The following is an 18,479-nucleotide window of genomic DNA, read 5'->3' as shown; positions in this document are numbered from 1 at the left end:
CGTTGGACCGCCGTAGCCGCCGGTTACAGCGGTCCAACGGGGCGTGGGCGGTCCAACGGGGCGTGGGCGGTCCATCGGGGCGTGGGCGGTCCATCGGGGCGTGGGCGGTCCAACCGGGGCGGTGCAAGACCCACTCGCCCCCTTCGTCGGGCGCACACAGCCCACTCAAGCTGGAGCCCGGTAGCCACCGGATACGACGAACTCGCCGCCCGCTACCAGACCACCACCCACATCGCCAGCACCGACCCACCAGCACAAACGACTCACACAACACGACCTAGGGCATCGGCGCCGCGCACGCTTAGCCGCTCGCCTCAATCATTCCAATCGGGACTTTTCCTTGAAAACAAGCCATTGTTGAAATTGCCCGGTATTCGGCGCCGACGCTCCCATGTGCGGCGAAGGCGCCGGCGCACATGGGAGCTTTCCCGCGTCCGCGGCGCGCTCGGTGAAACCGCGGAATCTCGCGGTTCGTGTACTGGGCGTCGACGGCTAAGCGTGCGGCACTCGTATTGACGCATCTTGACACGCGTAATGAAGGTCGGAGCGGGTGCGTCCCGGGCCGGCCTGCGGTCCTGTGCGGACTGCGCGCCGCCGAGATTACGGCTGCGTGCCTGCACGGCGCCGCCGGAGCGCCTGCCGCCCGCTCAGTCGAGGTCGACGACGACGGGCACGTGATCGCTGGGGCCCTTGCCCTTGCGCTCGTCCCGGTCGATGGCGGCGTCCCGCATGCGCGTCGCGAAGGCCGCCGAGCCGTACACGAAGTCGATACGCATGCCCTCGTTGCGCGGGAACCGCAGCTGCTGGTAGTCCCAGTAGGTGTAGTTGGTGACGCGCTCGCGGGTGACCTCCCGCAGGCCGGCCGCCTCCAGCGCCGCCAGGGCCGCCCGCTCCGGTTCGGACACGTGCGTGGCGCCCTCGAAGACGCTCATGTCCCACACGTCCTCGTCGCGCGGCGCCACATTCCAGTCACCCACCAGCGCCAGCGACTGGCTCGGATCCGCCGCCAGCCAGCCGGCCACGGCCTCACGCAGCGCCGCCAGCCAGGCCAGCTTGTACTGGTAGTGCGGGTGGGTCAGCTCCCGCCCGTTGGGCACGTACAGGCTCCACAACCGCACCGGGTCGCCGTCCCCGCCCCCGACGGTGGCGCCCAGCGCCCGCGCCTCCACCACCGGCTCGGCCCCTGCCTTCGCGGCCCAGCCCGGCTGCCCGGGGAAGGCGGTGACGACGTCCGTCAGCCCCACCCGGGAGGCGATGGCGACGCCATTCCACTGGTTCAACCCGTGCACGGCCAGTTCGTAGCCGGCCGCCTCGAAGGGTGCGTGCGGGAACTGGTCGGGGCGGCACTTGGTCTCCTGCATGGCCAGCACGTCCACGTCCCGGCGCTGCAGGAAGTCGACGATCCGGTCGACGCGGGTGCGGGCGGAGTTCACATTCCAGGTGGCCAGGCGCATGCGTGCAGGCTACCGCGACCACTTGCCGACGACGACGGGGCCGGGCGATTAGGCTCGCCGTATGGGAACCGCACTCATCACCGGCGCCACCAGCGGCATCGGCCTGGAGCTGGCCTGGCAGCTCGCCGAGGCCCACCACGACCTCGTCCTAGTCGCCCGCACGCGGACGCGGCTGGACCAGGTCGCCAAGCACATCAGCCAGGTGGCGGGCGTGGGCGTGCAGGTGATCGCCGCGGACCTGTCCGTTCCCGCCGACGTCGCCCGCGTCGCCGAGCGCCTGCGTGTCGAGGCGCCCGCAGCCGGCCCCTCGGCGGGCCCGGCGCGCTCTGATGCCCCCCACACCGCCGCGCAGGTGGCCGCCCGCCCCATCGACCTGCTCGTCAACGACGCCGGCTTCGCCGTCGGCCAGCCCTTCACCAGCGGCGACATCGCCCAGGAGCGGCGCGCGCTGAACGTCATGGTCGGCGCCGTCATGGAGCTGACCCATGCGGTCCTGCCGGGGATGATCGCCCGCGGGCACGGTGCCGTCCTCAACGTCTCCTCCGTGACCGCGCTGACCGCGATGGGCACCTACGCCGCGCATAAGGCCTGGGTGCGCACCTTCACCGAGGGGCTGGCCAGTGAGCTGCGCGGCACCGGGGTGACGGCCACCGTCGTCAACCCCGGCCTGACCCGCTCGGAGTTCCATGACCGCGCCGGCATGGAGGCCGCCTGGCCGCAGATCGCCTGGCTGCGGGCCGACGACGTCGCGCGGGCCGCGCTCGCGGCGGTGCGCCGCGGCCAGGTGATCTGCACCCCATCGCTGCGCTACCTCGGCGTCAACGCCCTGCTGCGCCTGGCGCCCCGCGGGGTGGTGCGGCGCGTCGCCGGGCATGCCAGCGTGCGCACGCGGTACTGACTTCGGTACCTGCAGGGCATAGGTCCTGACTTTTCCTGACATCCTGTGATATCCTGCATAAGGTCAGGAAGCCCTGTGTAGGTCCGTGTTCCCAACGGACGGGGCGTGACATTCCCGGAGCATGAGGGGGTGCCGCGTGGTAGGTCTCGTCAGGGCGCTATGGCGCGGCTACACGCGCTTGTTCAGCGGCTGGACGCGAATCGCGCTGGCGGCGCTGCTCGGCGTGGTCCTGGGGGTCGGCGGCTTCACCGTGTACTACTCGGGCGTCGCCGGCTACCTCGGTGACGATCCGGCCACCTGCGCCAACTGTCACGCGATGGATGAGCAGTACGAGGCCTGGCAGCGGGGCAGCCACCATGACGTGGCGACCTGCAACTCCTGCCACGCCCCGCACGACAACATCGTCTACAAGTACATCAACAAGGCGGACAACGGCTTCTGGCACTCCCTGAAGTTCACCTTCCAGAACTACCCGGAGAACATCCAGATCCGCGAGCACAACCGCGAGATCACCGAGGCTGCCTGCCTCTACTGCCATGGCGACTTCGTCGACCAGGCCACCAACAGTTCCACCCACAAGGACGAGACGGTGTCGTGCATCCGCTGCCACGACGGCGTCGGGCACATGAGGTGACGCGACATGAGTACCGAGAGGGAAGATGCTGCTATGGAGGACCCCCAGGTGGATGCTCCGGAACTCGACGACGATGCCATCGACTCCGACGCCGGGGACGACGTCGGCGTGGCGGATGACGCCAAGAAGAAGTCCCGGCCCGGCCGCTCCCGCAAACTGGTGCCGGCCCTGGTGCTGGTGACCGTGGCCGTGGCCGCGGCCGCCGTGACCTGGCTGCTGACCACGATCTTCGAGCACAAGCAGGAGTCGGCGGCCTCCTTCACCGAGGTGGTGGAGCTGACCGACACCTCCTACGACCCGGCCGTATGGGGGCAGAACTTCCCCATCCAGTACGAGCAGTACCTCAAGACCATCGAGGACACCGACGGCGACTTCATCCCCGCTACCCCCACCGCCGATGATCCGCGCGAATACCACACGCTGTCCCGGATCGAGTCCGAGACTCGCGCGCAGCGGATGTGGCGCGGATACGCCTTCGCGGTGGACTACACCGAGCCGCGCGGACACGAGTGGGCGCTGGCGGACCAGCGCTACACCGAGCGCACCGGCGAGCGCTTCAACCAGCCCGGCACCTGCCTGAACTGCCACGCCTCCATGCCCGAGGTCTATGACGAGCTGGGCGACGGCGACCGTGAGGCCGGCTTCCACGCCATGAACGCCATGAGTTACGACGAGGCCTATGAGCACGCTTCCTCCTCGATCGCCTGCATCGACTGCCACGACCCGCAGACGATGGAGCTGACCATCACGCGGCCCGCCTTCATCGACGGCATCCGCAAGGCCAAGGCCGCGGAGGGTGTGGAGGACTACGACGTCAACCGGGACGCCACCAACCAGGAGATGCGCACCTACGTGTGCGCCCAGTGCCACGTCGAGTACTACTTCGCCGGAGACTCCAAGACGCTGACCTTCCCGTGGGACAACGGTCTGACCGTCTACGACGCCATGGACTACTACGACGAGGTCGGCTGGACCGACTTCACCCACGAGGAGTCCGGCGCCGACCTGCTCAAGGCACAGCACCCCGACTTCGAGACCTGGTCGCAGGGCATCCACGCCGCCAACGGAGTGACCTGCGCCGACTGCCACATGGCCTACAGCCGCGTAGGCGCGAACAAGGTCTCCAACCACCAGATCATGAGCCCGATGGCCAGCGACGAGACCATCAACGCCTCCTGCCTGACCTGCCACCACTCCACCGCGGATGAGATGCGCGAGCGGGTGGACGGCATCCAGACCCGCTGGCAGGAGTCGCTGAACGTCTCCTTCACCGCCCTGGATGCGCTGATCACCGACATCGCCGCGGCCGATGCGGACGGCAGCGCGTCGGCGGAGGAACTGGCCACCGCCCGCGACTACCAGCGCAAGGCGCAGTTCGTGATCGACTACTCCTTCTCCGAGAACGGCCGCGGCTTCCACGCCCCGGCGTACTCGATCTCCATCCTCAACCAGTCGACCGACTGGGCCCGCTCCGGGCAGTTGGCGCTGCGCGGCGTCGAGGTCGAGAACGGGATCGGCCCGGCCATCCCCGAGCAGCACATGCCGGACAGCGGCAACTGACGGGGCGCGGGAACGGTATGACCCAGGCGCAGGACAGCTCGGAGCAGCAAGCAGCAGGCACCGTCGACCAGCCGGATCGGGAGGCACTGGCGGCCTTCCTGGCCACCGCCCCGGAGGAGCTGAAGGGCTGGGCGGCCGCCCAGCTGGACGCGCTTCAACCCACCGCTGAGGCAACGGGCGAGGCGGACGGGGAGGCGGACGCGCCCGACGGCGGCACCGCCCCCTCCGGGCCGGACGCGCAGGGCGACTCCGACTCCGACGTCGAGGCGGCGGCCGACGTCGAGGACCTGCTGGCCGACGACGACGATGCCGCCCCGCGGCCGCGGCGGAGTGCCTCGGCGGGGCGCGAGCGCACCCCCTCGGCGATTGAGCGCCGCACCGGCGTCTCCCGCCTGAACCTGGCGCTGGTGGCGCTGCTGGCCGCCGCCGTGGTCATCATCGTGCAACAGGCGGGCCGGGGCGACACCGCGAGCACGGCCCTGCCCGAAGGCCACCCGTCGGTCGCCGCCACGGCCGCGGCGAGCGCCGTCGCCGCCATGGATGAGGCCGAGCCGGTGGACGCCGAACGGGAGGCGGAGCTCCGGGCACAGGCCGAGGCTGACCCCGAGGACATCGAGTCCCGCCAGGAGCTGGGCGTCATGTACCTGAAGGCGGCCCTGTACCAGGACTCCATCACCTGGCTGCAGCAGATCCTGGACCTCGACCCGGACAACCTCGACGCCCTGCTGACCATCGGCGTGGCCGAGTACCAGTCCAACCGGTACGAGGAGGCCGAGACGCACTGGCTGCGCGCCTCCGAGATCGATCCGGAGGTGGCCGAGCCCTGGTACAACCTCGGCTTCCTGTACATGGCCCGCACCCCGCCCGACGCCGAGCGGGCCAACCAGTGCTGGGAGAAGGTGCTCCAGCTCGCCCCCGACTCGGAGATGGCCGCCAACGTCCGCGGCCACGTGACCACCATGGGATCGGCCACCGCGACGCCGAGTGCGGGGTGAGCGGATGGAGCTGACCCTTCCGGTCGCCCTGCTGGCCGGCCTCGTCTCCTTCGCCTCGCCCTGCTTCCTGCCGATCGTGCCCGCCTTCGTGGGGCAGCTGGTGGGCGCGGACGCGGGCCCGGTACGCCACCGCACCGCCCTGGCCAACTCGGTGAGCTTTGTAATCGGCTTCTCCGTGGTGTTCATCGCCCTGTGGGCCTCGCTGGGGCTCCTCGGGCGCTCGCTGGGCCCCCACGTGGTCTACGCGCGCATGGCCGGCGGCGCGGTGCTGGTGCTCATGGGGCTGCATGTGGCGGGCATCCTGACACTGCGGCCCTTCGACACGCTGGTGCGGGCGTCGGGCCCCGCCGACGCCGCCGGGTCGCCGCTGCGCGCCGCCCTGATGGGAGTCGCCTTCGGGGCGGGCTGGACCCCGTGCATCGGCCCGATCCTCGGCGGGATCCTCGCCCTGGCGACGGCGAGCCCGACGGCGTGGTCCGGCGTCGCCCTCATGGCCGCCTACTGCCTGGGCCTGGGGATTCCGATCGTCGCCGTCGCCATGGGCTCGGCCCAGGCCACACGGAGGTTCGACTGGTTCCGCCGCCACCACGTGGGAGTCTCGCTCGTAAGCGGGGGCATCCTCGTGGTCATTGGGCTGCTTATGATCGCCGGACTGCTGGGAAGACTGTCCGCCCTGATCCCCACCCCGGGGCTGTGAGGAGGTACCTGAAGGTGAGACAGACCGACACGCGGCCGACCGGGCCGGCGCAGTCGCCCGCCGCGAAGCAGGCGGGCACCACCGGTGAGCCCGGCGGCGCCGGAGCCGTGGACGGCCTCGATGATCAGGCCGCGCCGTCCCCGGGTCAGCTGGCCGGGCAGGTGTACGCCTTCCTCTACAACAAGACCGTCGGCCTGGTGCTGATCCTGTTGGCCGGCCTGCTGGGCCTGCTGGGTGCGATCCTCCCGCAGATGCCCGCCTCCGCCAGGGCGGATGCGCAGGCCGCCGAGCAGTGGCTGGAGCAGGTGCGGCCGGTGTTCGGCGGCTGGACCGGCATCCTGCGCGCGCTGGGCGCCTTCAACATGTTCACCTCGGTGCCGTTCCTGGTCGTGATGGGGCTGCTGGCCGCCTCGATCCTCGCCTGCACGGCGCATCGGCTGCCGGTGATCTGGCGGGCCGCCCGCCACCCCCGCACCCGGGTGACCGCACGTTTCTTCGACCGGGCCCGGCTGCGCTCCCACTTCACCGCGCCGGTGAGTGCCGAGGATGCCTTCGAGATCGTGTGCGCCGACGCCCGCCGACACCACCTGCGCGTGATCGTCGACGAGCGGGGACCCGGTCGTAACGCCTACCTGGACCGCAACCACTGGGCGCCCTTCGGTACGGTCTTCGCCCACGTCGCCTTCGTGGTGGTCATGGCCGGATTCGTGGTCTCCTCCCTGACCGGTTTCCGCGACCAGCAGTTCGCCCTGACCGTCGGCCACCCCAAGGACGTCGGCCATGGCACCGCGCTGACCGTGCAGGCCAACAGCTTCCAGGACACCTACTACGAGGACGGCTCTCCCAAGGATTACGTCGCCGACCTGACCCTGCTGGACGCCGGCCGCCAGGTCGCCTCCCAGCAGGTGCGGGTCAACACCCCGCTGAGCTACCACGGCGTCATGTTCCACCAGTCCTACTTCGGGGTCTCCGCCGTCATGCGGGTGGTCGACGCCTCCGGGGCGGAGGTCCTCCACGACGGCGTCGCCCTGGAATGGACCACGTCGGACAAGATCTTCAACTACGGCCACACCACCCTGCCCGACGGCACCGTCATGTACGTGGTGGAGGCGGCCTCCGGGCAGGTCGGCACCGGTATCGAGCCCGGCCAGGTGCGCGTCGAGCTGTACCAGGGCGACGCCACCACACCCAGCGCGCAGGCCGTCCTGGACCAGGGCACGCCCGGCGCGGTGGGCGACTACACCCTCACCTTCGAGCGGGAGCAGCAGTTCACCGGGCTGATCGTGCGCCGCGACCCCGGCGCCCCGATCGTGTGGGTCGGTTTCGGCCTGCTGGCGATCGGCACCTGCATGACCATGTTCTTCCGGCACCGGCGCATCTGGGTGCGGGTCACCGAGGGCGACGGCGGCGCCCTGGTGCAACTGGCCTCCCCGGACCGCCGCGACTTCGGGTTCAGCGCATTCTTCACCGACATGGCCGTCCGCCTGAGCGGACAAATGACGCGGCACGCGGAAAGGACCGACGCCGATGCTTGAGTACTCCCAGGCCCTACTGCTGATCACCACCGCCCTGGTGGTGGTCTCCACCATCGCCTACCTGGGCGCCTTCTTCGCCGCCCGCATGTCGCGGGCCGCGGCCGCCGCGCCGGCCGGGGGGACGGGCGTCACCGTCGTCGTCGACACCGGCGACGGCGAGCGCACCGTGGAGGTGACCGGCGGGGTCCAGCGGGCCCCGATCAAGCGCTTCACCGTCACCTGGTGGGCCGCCAAGTCCACCCAGCTGGCCCTGCTGCTGCTGACGGGCTCGCTGATCGCCCGGACCATCGCCACCGGGCACGCCCCCTTCTCCAACCACTACGAGTTCGCCATCTGCTTCGCCTGGGGCATGATGCTGGCGCAGGTGGTGTTCGAGTGGCGCTACCGGGTGCGCACCGTGTCGATCATCGTGCTGCCGGTGATCCTGGCGATGCTCATCTACGCCTCCACCCTGTCCTACCAGCCCAGCCCGCTGATGCCGGCGCTGCAGAACTCCCCGCTGCTGACGCTGCACGTGTTCACCGCCTCCCTGGGCTACGGGGCCGCGGTGGTCTCCTTCGCCGCCGCGGTCATGTACCTGCTGGCCCCGCACGTGCGTTGGCGGGGCTGGCCCCGGCAGGAGGTGCTCGACGACCTGGCCTACCGGGCCACCGTGGTCACCTTCCCCATGCTGACCCTCATGCTGATCCTGGGGGCGCTGTGGGGGAACGTCGCCTGGGGCCGCTACTGGGGCTGGGACCCCAAGGAGACGGCGGCGCTGGTCACCTGGCTGATCTATGGCGCCTACCTGCATGCGCGCGTGACCCGCGGCTGGCGGGGCAACCGCGCCGCCTGGCTGCTGATCCTGGGATTCGCCGCCGTCCTGTTCACCTACCTGGGCAACCTGTTCTTCGGAGGACTGCACTCCTATGCGTGACGATATGAGTGACGAGCTGCCGGAGGAGACCTCCGCCGACGTGAGCGACCGGCCCGACCCCGAGCCCGAGACCCGGGCCGATGACCCCGACGAGCCCGCCTGGCGCACCGGCATCCGCGGCTCCCGCTTCGGGCAGGTGGCCGTGATGATCGTCGCGGCCTTCGCCATCGCCATCGCCGCCTGGTGGGCCGTGGGGCCCGACGACGTCGGCCCGGCCCAGGCCGAGACCGCGGTGGTCACCGAGGTGGACGTGGCGGGGGCGGACAGCGCCCCGGTGGTGGGGCAGAGGGCTCCGGCCTTCACCGCCACCGACCTCGACTCCCAGGAGGTGGTGCTGGATCCGGACGCCATGGAGGGGCGGCCGGTGTGGCTGATGTTCGTGGCCACCTGGTGCACGGGCTGCCGCACCGAGATGCCCGACGTGCAGGCGGCCGCCGCCGACTACGGGGACGACGTGGAGGTGATCGTGGTCTACGTGGGGGAGGACGCCGCCGCGGTGAGCGCCTACTCCGAGCGCGTGGGCAATGACTTCACGCAGGTGCCCGACCGCAGCCAGGCGATCTCCGCCGCCTACGGGATCATGGGCGTGCCCTCGCACTTCTTCATCGGCGCCGACGGCGTCGTGGAGCAGGTACAGGTCGGCCTGCTCACCCCCGAGCAGATGGACGAGTCGCTGCGCGCCCTCACCGGCGCCTGACCAGACGGCCCCCGCCTCGTTCCACCCCACCCTCGCCGAGGTCGGTAGAGGTCACGTGCCGAGTTCGGTCGTTGTGGTGGTCGTCTGTGTGCCCGCGGGCCGGGTGGGGGAGGACTGGTAGGGGGTGTCCACGGTGTGGGGTCGTCTGCCTGCCCTGGGCGTGTGCCGCCTGCGCGTTGGCCACCCCTGCCGGCGGCCGGGGGTGAGGGCGCATCCCCTCGCGACGACGCTTCGTACCCTCCGGTGGACGCTTCGTACCCTCCGGTGACGGTTCGTACCTCGGGGTGCCGAACCGTCGCCAGAACTGCCGAAGCGCTGGTGCCAAGTGCCGAACCGTTGCGGGAAGTGCCGAACCGTCAACGCCAGGTGCAGAGCCCTCACTGGAACTGCCGAAGCGCTGGTGTCAGGGGCCCAACCGCCGCCGGAACCGCCGAAGCGCTGGTGCCAACTGCTTAACCGTCACCGGAACCGCCGCCGAAGCACACTAACCGTCAACACGCACACCGAGGGCGCCCGGCCATGACGCCTACAGCTCGCTTCCCGCCCTGGAATCAACCCATCCTGCAACGTACGGCGCCGTCGGGTTAGCCTTGGCGGCGTGAGTACCGATGTGATCGCCAACGACTCCCACCGCGCCCGCTTGGCCGAACTCATCCGCGACCTCGCCGTCGTGCGTGGGAAGGTCACTCTTGCCTCCGGGCTGGAGTCCGACTTCTACGTGGACATGCGCCGCGCCACCCTGCACCACGAGGCCGCCCCCCTCATCGGCCACGTCATGCTGGACATGCTGGAGGAGGCCGGCCTGAGCACCGAGGACGTCGACGCCGTCGGCGGGCTCACCATGGGCGCCGACCCGGTGGCCACCGCCATGCTGCACGCCGCCGCCTCCCGCGGGCTGGACCTGGACGCCTTCGTGGTGCGCAAGGCCGCCAAGGACCACGGCATGAAGCGCCGCGTGGAGGGTCCCGACGTCGCCGGCCGCAACGTCGTCGTCCTGGAGGACACCTCCACCACCGGCGGCTCCCCGCTCGAGGCCGTCGCCGCGCTGCGCGAGGCCGGCGCCAACGTGCTCGCCGTCGCCGTGATCGTCGACCGCGCCACCGGGGCGCGCGAGCGGATCGAGGCCGCCGGCCTGCCCTACTACGCCGCCCTCGGACTGGCGGACCTGGGACTTGACTGACGCCGCCGACCGCCCCGCTGCGGCCGACTCCTCCGACACCGCCGGTGCGGACGCGCCGACGGCGCGCGTGCGCGAGGTCGGAGTCGGCCCCTGGCCCGGGGGCCCGGATGCGTGGCCCGACGACCCCCGCTACGACCGGGCGCTGCTGGCCGACGGCGACCGCCGCAACGTCGTCGACCGCTACCGCTACTGGACCATCGAGGCGATCCGCGCCGACCTGGCCGGTCGCGCTCACCCGCTGCACGTGGCCGTGGAGAACCTCTCGCAGGATCTGAACATCGGGTCGATCGTGCGCACCGCCAACGCCTTCAACGTGGCCGCCGTGCACATCATCGGGCGCCACCGCTGGAACAAGCGCGGCGCCATGGTCACCAACCGCTACCTGGACGTGCGCCATCACCCCGAGCCGGACGCGCTGCTGGAGTGGGCCGCCGACGCCGGCTACGAGGTGATCGGGATCGACAACGGGCCGCGGGCGGAGCCGCTGGAGAAGGCCGTGCTGCCGGAGCGCTGCCTGATGGTGTTCGGCAGCGAGGGGGAGGGCATCAGCCCGGCGCTGCTGGCGCGCTGCTCACGGGTGCTGCGGATCGGCCAGTACGGCTCCACCCGCTCCATCAACGTGGCCGCCGCGGCCGCCGTCGCCATGCACGCCTGGGTGCTGCAGCACGCCGGGCCCGCCCCCGACTGAGTCGGGAACGGGCCCGGGGAGACGACGGGACGGGCCGAGTCGTTTGACGTGATCACGGCGCCGCCGGGCGAGTGCCGGGGCGCCGCGGGGTTTAGGCCTTGTCGGCCTCGATGACCGGGTGTTCGGCCGGGGCGTGGGTGACCTCGATCTTGCGCGGCTTGGCCTCCTCGGCCACCGGGATCGTCAGGGTCAGCACGCCGTCGGTGTACTGGGCGGAGATGCGGTCCAGTGCCAGCCCGTGGCCCAGCGTCAGCTGGCGGGCGAAGGTGCCGGTCGGGCGCTCGTGGGCGAGCCACTGCACGTCCTTGGCGTCGGTGGCCGGGCGCTCGGCGCGCACGGTCAGGGTGCGGTCCTCGACGTCCACGTCGATCGTCGCGGGATCCACGCCGGGCAGGTCAATGCGGGCCACGAAGGACTCGCCCTCCCGGTACAGGTCCAGGGGCATGCCCACGGACGCGGGGGTGCGCACCATGCCGCCGGTGAGCCAGCGGTCCAGGTCGCGGAACGGGTCAAAGGATGTTGTTGCCATGTCAACCACCTCCAGTGGTTACGGCCTCGGAGGGTCCGAGAGTCGAGCGGCGGCGTCCTTGCGCGCCGACCGCCTGTGGGTCAATTGTGGACCCCCTCCTGCCGGAGTGATCCGGGTCATCGCCAACGGTGAAACCCGCCGGTTGCGGGACTGCGCGACCAAACAGGACCATGATCCGGTTCACGCGCGAGTGAATCCGTGACAGAATCAGCGGTGCACCACTGACTATTCACTTTCATCAGGAGGCACCCAGTGGCCATTGCAACCCCGGAGTCCTATGCCGACATGCTTGACCGCGCCAAGGCCGGCAAGTACGCCATCCCAGCGATCAACGTCACTTCCTCGCAGACCCTGTCTGCGGCGCTCAAGGGTTTCGCCGACGCCGAGTCCGACGGAATCGTCCAGATCTCCAACGGCGGCGCCGCGTACTGGTCCGGCTCCTCCCGTCTAGACCGGGTGAAGGGCTCCATCGCCTTCGCGGCCTACGCCCGCGCCGTCGGTGACCTGTACCCGGGCGTCATCGGCCTGCACACCGACCACTGCCCCAAGAAGATGCTCGAGCCCTGGATTCTCCCGCTGCTCGAGATCGAGGCGGAGCAGGTCAAGCGCGGCGAGCTGCCGATGTTCAACTCCCACATGTGGGACGGCTCGGCCGAGTCCCTGGACGACAACATCGAGATCGCCGTGGACATGCTGGCCCGCACCAAGGCCGCCAACACCGTCCTCGAGATCGAGATCGGTGCCGTCGGCGGCGAGGAGGACGGCATCACCGGTGCCGAGAACGCCAACCTGTACACCACCGCGGATGACGCCTTCCGCGCCATCGAGGCCCTCGGCCTGGGTGAGAACGGCCGCTACATCACCGCCCTCACCTTCGGCAACGTGCACGGCTCCTACAAGCCCGGCCACGTCAAGCTGCGCCCCGAGATCCTCGGCGACATCCAGAAGGACGTCGCGGCCCGCCTGGGCGACCGCCTGTCCACCAAGGTCGGTGTGAAGGACTCTCCGTTCGACCTGGTCATGCACGGCGGCTCCGGCTCCACCGACGAGGAGATCGCCACCGCGGTGCGCAACGGCGTCATCAAGATGAACGTGGACACCGACACCCAGTACGCGTTCACCCGCCCGGTCGCCGACCACATGTTCAAGAACTACGACGGCGTCCTCAAGATCGACGGCGAGGTCGGCAACAAGAAGACCTACGACCCGCGCGCCTGGGGCAAGGCCGCCGAGGAGGGCATGGCCGCCCGCGTGGTCGAGGCCTGCGAGCGCCTCGGCTCCGTCGGCTCCGCCAAGCGCTGATCGGCCCGACGACGACGGCGCGCCCGGCGCGGCGTCGTCGTCCCGGCCCCGGTGTTTCCCGGGGTGCCCGCGCGCGGGTGCGGTTGCCCCGGTGCCGCGTAAACATGATCTGCGGTCCCGGCACCCACGCGGTGCCGGGACCGCAGCGGCGTTTGGCGGAGACCGTCTCGCACGGTCTCGCACGGTCTGGTGTCGCGGCGGCACGGTGTCTGTTCCCATGGGCAGTGGTCACCGTTGCGTGCCGAGGTCATTGGGGAAAACATTCGACCCATGAGCGTTTCCAGTGGCTTTCATGGGCTTGGTGTGCCGGGCGGATTCTCGCCGTCGGCCCAAATGCGTCGTACGCAGAACCCGCCTTCTCCGCGCAGCACCGAGGAGATGGTTGCGCTCGTGCTGCTCCTCTTGACGTTCATTACGACGTTGGTGCTCGCCCTGATGGCGATTGGATCGTTTGTTGTAGCTAATGCGAGTGGGAATCCGTACGCGATAGTCATGGCGCTGATCTACGGACTCTTGGACCACCCCGGCTGGCTGCTCGTCGCGGTAGCGCTGGAGGTGGTGGCTCTGGCTCAAATGAGGCGGCGGCGGCCGGCGAGCGCGGCGGCAGGACTGCTTGGTCTCGGTGTGCCGATCCTCCAAGACTTCGCAACGACTGTCGCCTATTCTCAGTCCGAGGCGCCTTTGGCGGGCGGGAGCTCTGTCGGGGCTGCCTTGAGATTGGTACTGCTGCCGCTGGTGATCGCGACGGGCGTCGCGGCGGTGATGGCGGGGCGCAGGGGTATGCGTGCTCAACCCGCTGCTGTATCCGTGGGGGTAGGAGCATCCCTGTTCTTGTTGTTGTTGGCGGTGATCGAGGTTGGGCGCGCGTGGCTGAGCCTGGTGTGGTTCACCTTCTGGGAAGTGATGTATCCAGAAGGGGGACAAGTATTGGAGATCGGACCGTGGTTGGCCCCAATGATCATCGATGCTGATCTTGTTTACGGACTGCCCTTCCTCGGGGTTGGAGGCGTGGTGCTGGTGGCGGCGTGTGCTTTCGGGATGCTGGCCGTGATCGCATGGAGCACCCGGATGTGGAGAGCTTTTATTGCTGGAGCGATCGGCGGGCCGGTCATGCTGTTGGTTCATCACCTGGCGGTTTGGGCGGTGTATGCCGATTTCCTGCCCGACTGGCGCTCGCCGTGGATGGGGTTGACTGTCTTGGGTTCCGGGATTCCGTTGGCAATGTCCTTGGCCGCAGTAACGCCCGCGGCGCGCCAGTGGTTCACCGCTCCGAGGTACCCCGTCATCGGGCTGTGGTAGCGGCGCGGGGCGCTGGGAGTGCATGTGCACCTTCTGGAATGCCGGCCCTCCCGCGGCAGATCCCTGTGCCCGATCGCCGTGGTCGCAGCCCGAGGCTGGGGCGTCGGCCATCGACGGCAGGCGCATGGCAGCGGCGGAACATCCGGCTACGGCGTCGGTGCCGACGTAGTCCTGGAACCACCTCTGCCCTCTGCTGCGAGCTTTTGTGCTCTGATCCGATGGGTATACCCGCACACCAGGGTGCAAAAGCTCGCAGCAGGACGCAAAGTGTCGGGGCACATCCGATGGCGGCGGAAACGCCCTCACGCGGCGCGGAATTGCCGAGTACACTGGTGAGCCCGGCCTAAGGAGAGTCCCATGAGCGTCACCGGCGAAAGCACGCGGCGCCGGCGGCCGACGGCCGGGCGGGTCGTGGCGCAGTTCTTCTGGTCGCTCATGGTGGCGCGGGTGCTTCTGGGACTGGAAAACGGCAACCTGCTGTCCATCGAGGCCTGGCTGACCCCGCGTGTCTGGCTTTACCCGCTCTTCTTCGGCGTCATGGGCGTGTACTCCTACCTGTACTGGATGCGCCACCGGGACGACTGAGAACATCGCTTGACGAGGCGGGGCGTGTTCGACACCGGCGTAGGACTTCGGTTCGTCGATGCCCTGAACCGGGTCAGGCTTGTCCCCTGTGGTTCGGAGGACGGGAGGGGGCGGGCGGACACCGACATTCGTCGATGGCGTAGGCGCGGCTCGCCGGGGACAATGGCCTCGGGCAACGCTCGATGGCGAGATGGAGGGAGCACACGATGATGAGGCGAGCTACGGCCGGGATGCTGTTGGTGGCGGCGCTGGTGGGCGGTGCGGTACCGCAGGTGACGGCAGAGCCGGTGGCGGCGGATGTATCGTCAATGTCAGCGGTGGTCGCCGTGGAGGGATCGGCGGGAGGGACGTTGAACTCCTGGGGCAGCGATACTGACGGAGGACACGAGGTATTATGTATATTACTTCCCTCCTACTGCAAGTATTGGCGTTGATGCGTAGGTATCCGGTGGACCGCTCGATCGGTGGCAGTGGGATGTCGCTAGGAAAGAAGATCACCTACGCGACTCTTGGTGCAGGTTTCCTGGTATTCGATGCGAGCACCTGGGTTGGGGGGCGGTCAGCGGCATCCACCGTAGTACTAACCATCTTGACGGCCTTGGGTTCCGTATTATTGGGCTGGTTTCCGCGCTTCGCCGGAGTGCTTGTAGTCGTTTGCAGTATGGCGGACGAGGTGCTGTCTGCAGGTGTATTGCTGTCCTCGGTCGTGTTACAGCTTGTGGTAGTGGATTGGTTATCACGACGTTGGGATGCTGCCGTTGTGGCGGCCGTCGCAGTGCATGCGATGACTGGTAGTGTCGTTGCGAACGATTCGATGGCGTTTATGCGCGCCCAGGCTGTGCTGACGGCAATCGCTGTGATTGTCGGTATGGCGCTGCGGCAGTACGAGCACAGGCTGGTTGAGCTGGCGGAGCGGGAGGCGCGGCTGCGCTTGGAGCTTGAGAACGAGGAGCTGCGGGTCCGCTCCGAAATCGCGCTGACACTACACGATTCGATCGCAACGGACCTGGCCCAGGTCGTGGTGGCGGGGCAGAGCCTTGCCCGGGACCTGCCCGCCGGCTCCGAGGAGGACCGTGCGCGTGCCCTTGTGGACGCCGGGCAGCAGGCCATGACGCATCTGCGCGGTCTCATGGACGGGTTGCGTACACCGGATTCTGTGACGGAACGTAAGAACATCGACTTGCGCGCCGCGGTCTCCGAGTGCCGCCGGATGTTGGAATCAAGAGGGGTCCTGTTCGAGGCCGGCTCGTCGGTGTCATGGGATGTGCTGCTGCGCGACCTTGATCCTCCGTCGCAGACCCTGCTTGTACTGGCGTTGCGTGAGGGCGCCGTCAACGCCCTCAAATACGCGCCGGATGGATCTACGGTAGTGGTAGAAATCGACCAGATTGGTGACCATATCAACCTCGAGGTTTCCTCCGCGAGGCACACCGGCGGCGGGCAGTCGGCCACAATAGAAGAGATGCGCAGGCAGGGAATGAGCGGCAGCACCGGCCTCAGCGGTTTGGCCATGCGTGCGGCGCGCCTGGGCGGCAAGGTGGTTTACGGCCCCGCAGGCGATCGTTGGCTGCTCGGAGCGAGCGTACCGGTGCGCCTGGGTGCAGAGCCGGATGGCGGAGCCGACGTCCGTGTGGGAGTGGAGTCTGCCGGTGACACGGGGGGAGACTGACAACATGACCGCCTCATCCAATGCCACTTTGCCGTCGGAAAGCACGCCCCTGCGGGTACTACTCGCCGAGGACAACGCCCTTGTCCGCGAAGGATATGCGGCCATGCTCTCCGGTGAACCAGGTATCGAACTTGTGGCGGTCGTTGAGGACGGATTTGCCGCGTTGCGTGAGCTCGACCTGCACCGAGTGGATGTGGCGCTGGTGGACGTGGAGATGCCGAGGATGGACGGCGTTGAGGCGGTTCGGGCGATTGCTTCGCGCCATCCCGGGGTAGTCGTGGTCATGTTGACCGCCTTTGAGAACAAGGCCCGCCTGGCAGAGGCGCTGGGTGCGGGAGCGCGCGGATTCCTCACCAAGGACATGGAGATTGATCAGATCATTGCTGGCATGAGGGACGCCGTGGCGGGCAGGACGGTTCTGGGGCCGGAGCCGTTGGAAGTCGCGGCGCAGAGCCTCCGGCAGCGGGCCGCCGAGCGGGAGGCCAACGCTGAGTTCCTCGACCGCGCCGAAGCGCTCTCTCCCCGCCATGCCGAGGTGCTTAAACTGGTGGCTCGGGGACTGTCCAACCGGCAGGTGGCGACGCGGAGCGGGCACACAGAGTCGACCGTGCGCACGTACCTCTCGGAGATCCTCCAAACCCTGAACTGCTCCTCTCGAACCGAACTCGCGGTCAAGGCCAACCGCCTCGGGCTGGTGGCGGACGATTCGGCATGATGGCATCGGCCGACTCGCAGAGTGAGGCGTAGGCAGCAACCTTGGCGGTTCTCGCTACTGCTGGGAGTAGGAAGGTTACTGACATTCGTCGGTGTTCCAGGTGAGGCCTGAGTCATAGCCTTGTATTGCATCGACCGGCGGTTGGTCGATGAGCATGTGACTGCTTTTCAAAGGAGAATAATCATGTCGGTCAAGAGTGCGGGACGCGTTGTTGGATTCCTGTTGGCTGCGTCGCTTTCCATTGGATGTGGGGGAATGGCCGCGGCTGTTCCATCGTCAGACGTCGTGCAGAGCGGGTCGGTTTCTGAAGCCACGGGTTTGTCCGCGGCGGAGACCGAGGAACTCGCCGACGACCTCGAGATCCTTTTCACCCGCTACATCCCCATGGGTGCGGATGGGAAGCTGATGGTGAATGAGAACGCCGTTATTGAAGACGGATTCGAGGAGAGTCTTCCAGAACTCCGTATGCTGGCGGACGTCTTGAATGAGGTTGACCAGACGAACTCGGCCCGTGGTGGTGGATCGCAGACCGAGGGCGCTGGCGAGTTCGCGCTGTGCGTTGCTCTCAACGGATTGGGTATTCCTGCGACAGGTGTTTCCCCTGGCCTCCTTGCTGCTATTAAATCGGGGATCAGGGCCTGGAACTGGGGTCTGACGGCCAGGACGGTTGCGAGGATCATTGGCGCGTCCGCTGTCAAGACGTTGGGAGGACCTTTGGCGATCGGTGTGGCGCTAGGCTGGGCTGCGGTTAACTGCAGGGGCCGGCTGTGACTGATGGAAAGCCTCAGCGTGGTCGACCTGCTGTATCGCGGCTAGTTGGGCGATTTTTGTGGGTACTGCTGGTCGCCAAAGTCATTACAGGGCTAGTAGGTGGGGACAACTTGTTGTCCACTGAGGCATGGCTGAATCCCAACAGCTGGATCGCTCCGTTGGGCTTCGCCGTCATCGGGGTGTACTCCTACCTGTACTGGATGCGCCACCGAGATGATTGACGGCTCTGCTGGTCCCCGACAGCTTCCACGAGGTTGGCCTGGCCTGAGTTCTTGCTCTCCTATGTGCGGGTAGTCGGCCGCACACAGGAGAGCATTGGCTCGTGCTGCAGCAAAAACTTGGGACACGGGCGTGC

General features: G+C 68.5%; 18 protein-coding genes. 16 read left to right on the top strand and 2 right to left on the bottom strand.

The window, feature by feature from the left end:
• Positions 1–647 precede the first annotated feature (647 nt).
• The gene (locus tag DRB06_RS07705; RefSeq protein WP_111819581.1) at positions 648–1,454 is read right to left on the bottom strand and encodes an exodeoxyribonuclease III; all 807 of its coding nucleotides are present in this window, start codon (positions 1,452–1,454) and stop codon (positions 648–650) included.
• A 61-nt stretch (positions 1,455–1,515) separates the two neighbouring features.
• Here DRB06_RS07705 and DRB06_RS07700 point away from each other — a divergent pair, with 61 nt between their 5' ends.
• The 10 genes from DRB06_RS07700 to DRB06_RS07655 all read left to right on the top strand — a co-directional run bounded on the left by DRB06_RS07700 (position 1,516) and on the right by DRB06_RS07655 (position 11,254).
• Positions 1,516–2,352, top strand: a complete 837-nt coding sequence (locus tag DRB06_RS07700; protein ID WP_108968999.1) for an SDR family oxidoreductase — start codon at positions 1,516–1,518, stop codon at positions 2,350–2,352.
• 136 nt (positions 2,353–2,488) lie between these two features.
• Positions 2,489–2,986: a cytochrome c nitrite reductase small subunit gene (gene nrfH, locus DRB06_RS07695; protein WP_234415948.1), complete on the top strand. Its 498-nt coding sequence runs from the start codon at positions 2,489–2,491 to the stop codon at positions 2,984–2,986.
• A 6-nt stretch (positions 2,987–2,992) separates the two neighbouring features.
• On the top strand, positions 2,993–4,546 hold the full coding sequence (locus DRB06_RS07690) for an ammonia-forming cytochrome c nitrite reductase subunit c552 (protein WP_199912527.1): 1,554 nt from the start codon (positions 2,993–2,995) through the stop codon (positions 4,544–4,546).
• 17 nt (positions 4,547–4,563) lie between these two features.
• On the top strand, positions 4,564–5,541 hold the full coding sequence (locus DRB06_RS07685) for a tetratricopeptide repeat protein (protein ID WP_111819580.1): 978 nt from the start codon (positions 4,564–4,566) through the stop codon (positions 5,539–5,541).
• Between the two features lie 4 nt (positions 5,542–5,545).
• Positions 5,546–6,238, top strand: coding sequence for a cytochrome c biogenesis CcdA family protein (locus DRB06_RS07680; protein WP_111819579.1), 693 nt, complete (start codon positions 5,546–5,548; stop codon positions 6,236–6,238).
• A 14-nt stretch (positions 6,239–6,252) separates the two neighbouring features.
• Positions 6,253–7,773 (top strand): cytochrome c biogenesis protein ResB, encoded by a 1,521-nt coding sequence (locus DRB06_RS07675; protein WP_108968993.1) that lies wholly within the window; start codon positions 6,253–6,255, stop codon positions 7,771–7,773.
• The gene (ccsB, locus tag DRB06_RS07670; RefSeq protein WP_073331294.1) at positions 7,766–8,689 is read left to right on the top strand and encodes a c-type cytochrome biogenesis protein CcsB; all 924 of its coding nucleotides are present in this window, start codon (positions 7,766–7,768) and stop codon (positions 8,687–8,689) included. Before DRB06_RS07675 ends, ccsB begins: the two co-directional genes overlap by 8 nt.
• The gene (locus DRB06_RS07665) at positions 8,682–9,386 is read left to right on the top strand and encodes a TlpA disulfide reductase family protein (RefSeq protein WP_258522195.1); all 705 of its coding nucleotides are present in this window, start codon (positions 8,682–8,684) and stop codon (positions 9,384–9,386) included. The genes ccsB and DRB06_RS07665 overlap by 8 nt, the downstream gene beginning before the upstream one ends.
• Before the next feature lie 610 nt (positions 9,387–9,996).
• Positions 9,997–10,566, top strand: a complete 570-nt coding sequence (gene pyrE, locus DRB06_RS07660) for an orotate phosphoribosyltransferase (protein ID WP_170866503.1) — start codon at positions 9,997–9,999, stop codon at positions 10,564–10,566.
• The gene (locus tag DRB06_RS07655) at positions 10,559–11,254 is read left to right on the top strand and encodes a TrmH family RNA methyltransferase (protein ID WP_073331291.1); all 696 of its coding nucleotides are present in this window, start codon (positions 10,559–10,561) and stop codon (positions 11,252–11,254) included. The genes pyrE and DRB06_RS07655 overlap by 8 nt, the downstream gene beginning before the upstream one ends.
• 91 nt (positions 11,255–11,345) lie before the next feature.
• Here DRB06_RS07655 and DRB06_RS07650 read toward each other — a convergent pair whose 3' ends face one another.
• On the bottom strand, positions 11,346–11,783 hold the full coding sequence (locus DRB06_RS07650; RefSeq protein ID WP_108968989.1) for an Hsp20/alpha crystallin family protein: 438 nt from the start codon (positions 11,781–11,783) through the stop codon (positions 11,346–11,348).
• A gap of 252 nt (positions 11,784–12,035) precedes the next feature.
• On the opposite strand from DRB06_RS07650, the gene fbaA reads away from it, so the two are divergent.
• The 6 genes from fbaA to DRB06_RS07620 all read left to right on the top strand — a co-directional run bounded on the left by fbaA (position 12,036) and on the right by DRB06_RS07620 (position 18,124).
• The gene (gene fbaA / locus DRB06_RS07645) at positions 12,036–13,085 is read left to right on the top strand and encodes a class II fructose-bisphosphate aldolase (RefSeq protein ID WP_073331285.1); all 1,050 of its coding nucleotides are present in this window, start codon (positions 12,036–12,038) and stop codon (positions 13,083–13,085) included.
• 270 nt (positions 13,086–13,355) lie between these two features.
• The gene (locus DRB06_RS07640; RefSeq protein WP_146750834.1) at positions 13,356–14,384 is read left to right on the top strand and encodes a hypothetical protein; all 1,029 of its coding nucleotides are present in this window, start codon (positions 13,356–13,358) and stop codon (positions 14,382–14,384) included.
• 357 nt (positions 14,385–14,741) lie between these two features.
• Entirely contained in the window at positions 14,742–14,969 is a 228-nt protein-coding gene (locus tag DRB06_RS07635) for a hypothetical protein (protein ID WP_073331276.1), read from the top strand.
• A 394-nt stretch (positions 14,970–15,363) separates the two neighbouring features.
• A complete protein-coding gene (locus DRB06_RS07630) occupies positions 15,364–16,638 on the top strand; it encodes a sensor histidine kinase (protein ID WP_146750833.1) in 1,275 nt (424 codons plus the stop codon).
• Entirely contained in the window at positions 16,580–17,353 is a 774-nt protein-coding gene (locus DRB06_RS07625; protein ID WP_111819577.1) for a response regulator transcription factor, read from the top strand. The genes DRB06_RS07630 and DRB06_RS07625 overlap by 59 nt, the downstream gene beginning before the upstream one ends.
• Before the next feature lie 183 nt (positions 17,354–17,536).
• Positions 17,537–18,124 (top strand): hypothetical protein, encoded by a 588-nt coding sequence (locus DRB06_RS07620; RefSeq protein ID WP_111819576.1) that lies wholly within the window; start codon positions 17,537–17,539, stop codon positions 18,122–18,124.
• The last annotated feature ends 355 nt before the right edge of the window (positions 18,125–18,479 follow it).

The sequence above is a fragment of the Actinomyces sp. Z5 genome (genome assembly GCF_003287795.1).
GTDB classification, from domain to species: Bacteria; Actinomycetota; Actinomycetes; order Actinomycetales; family Actinomycetaceae; genus Actinomyces; species Actinomyces glycerinitolerans.
This window is presented reverse-complemented; position numbering and strand designations above follow the sequence as displayed.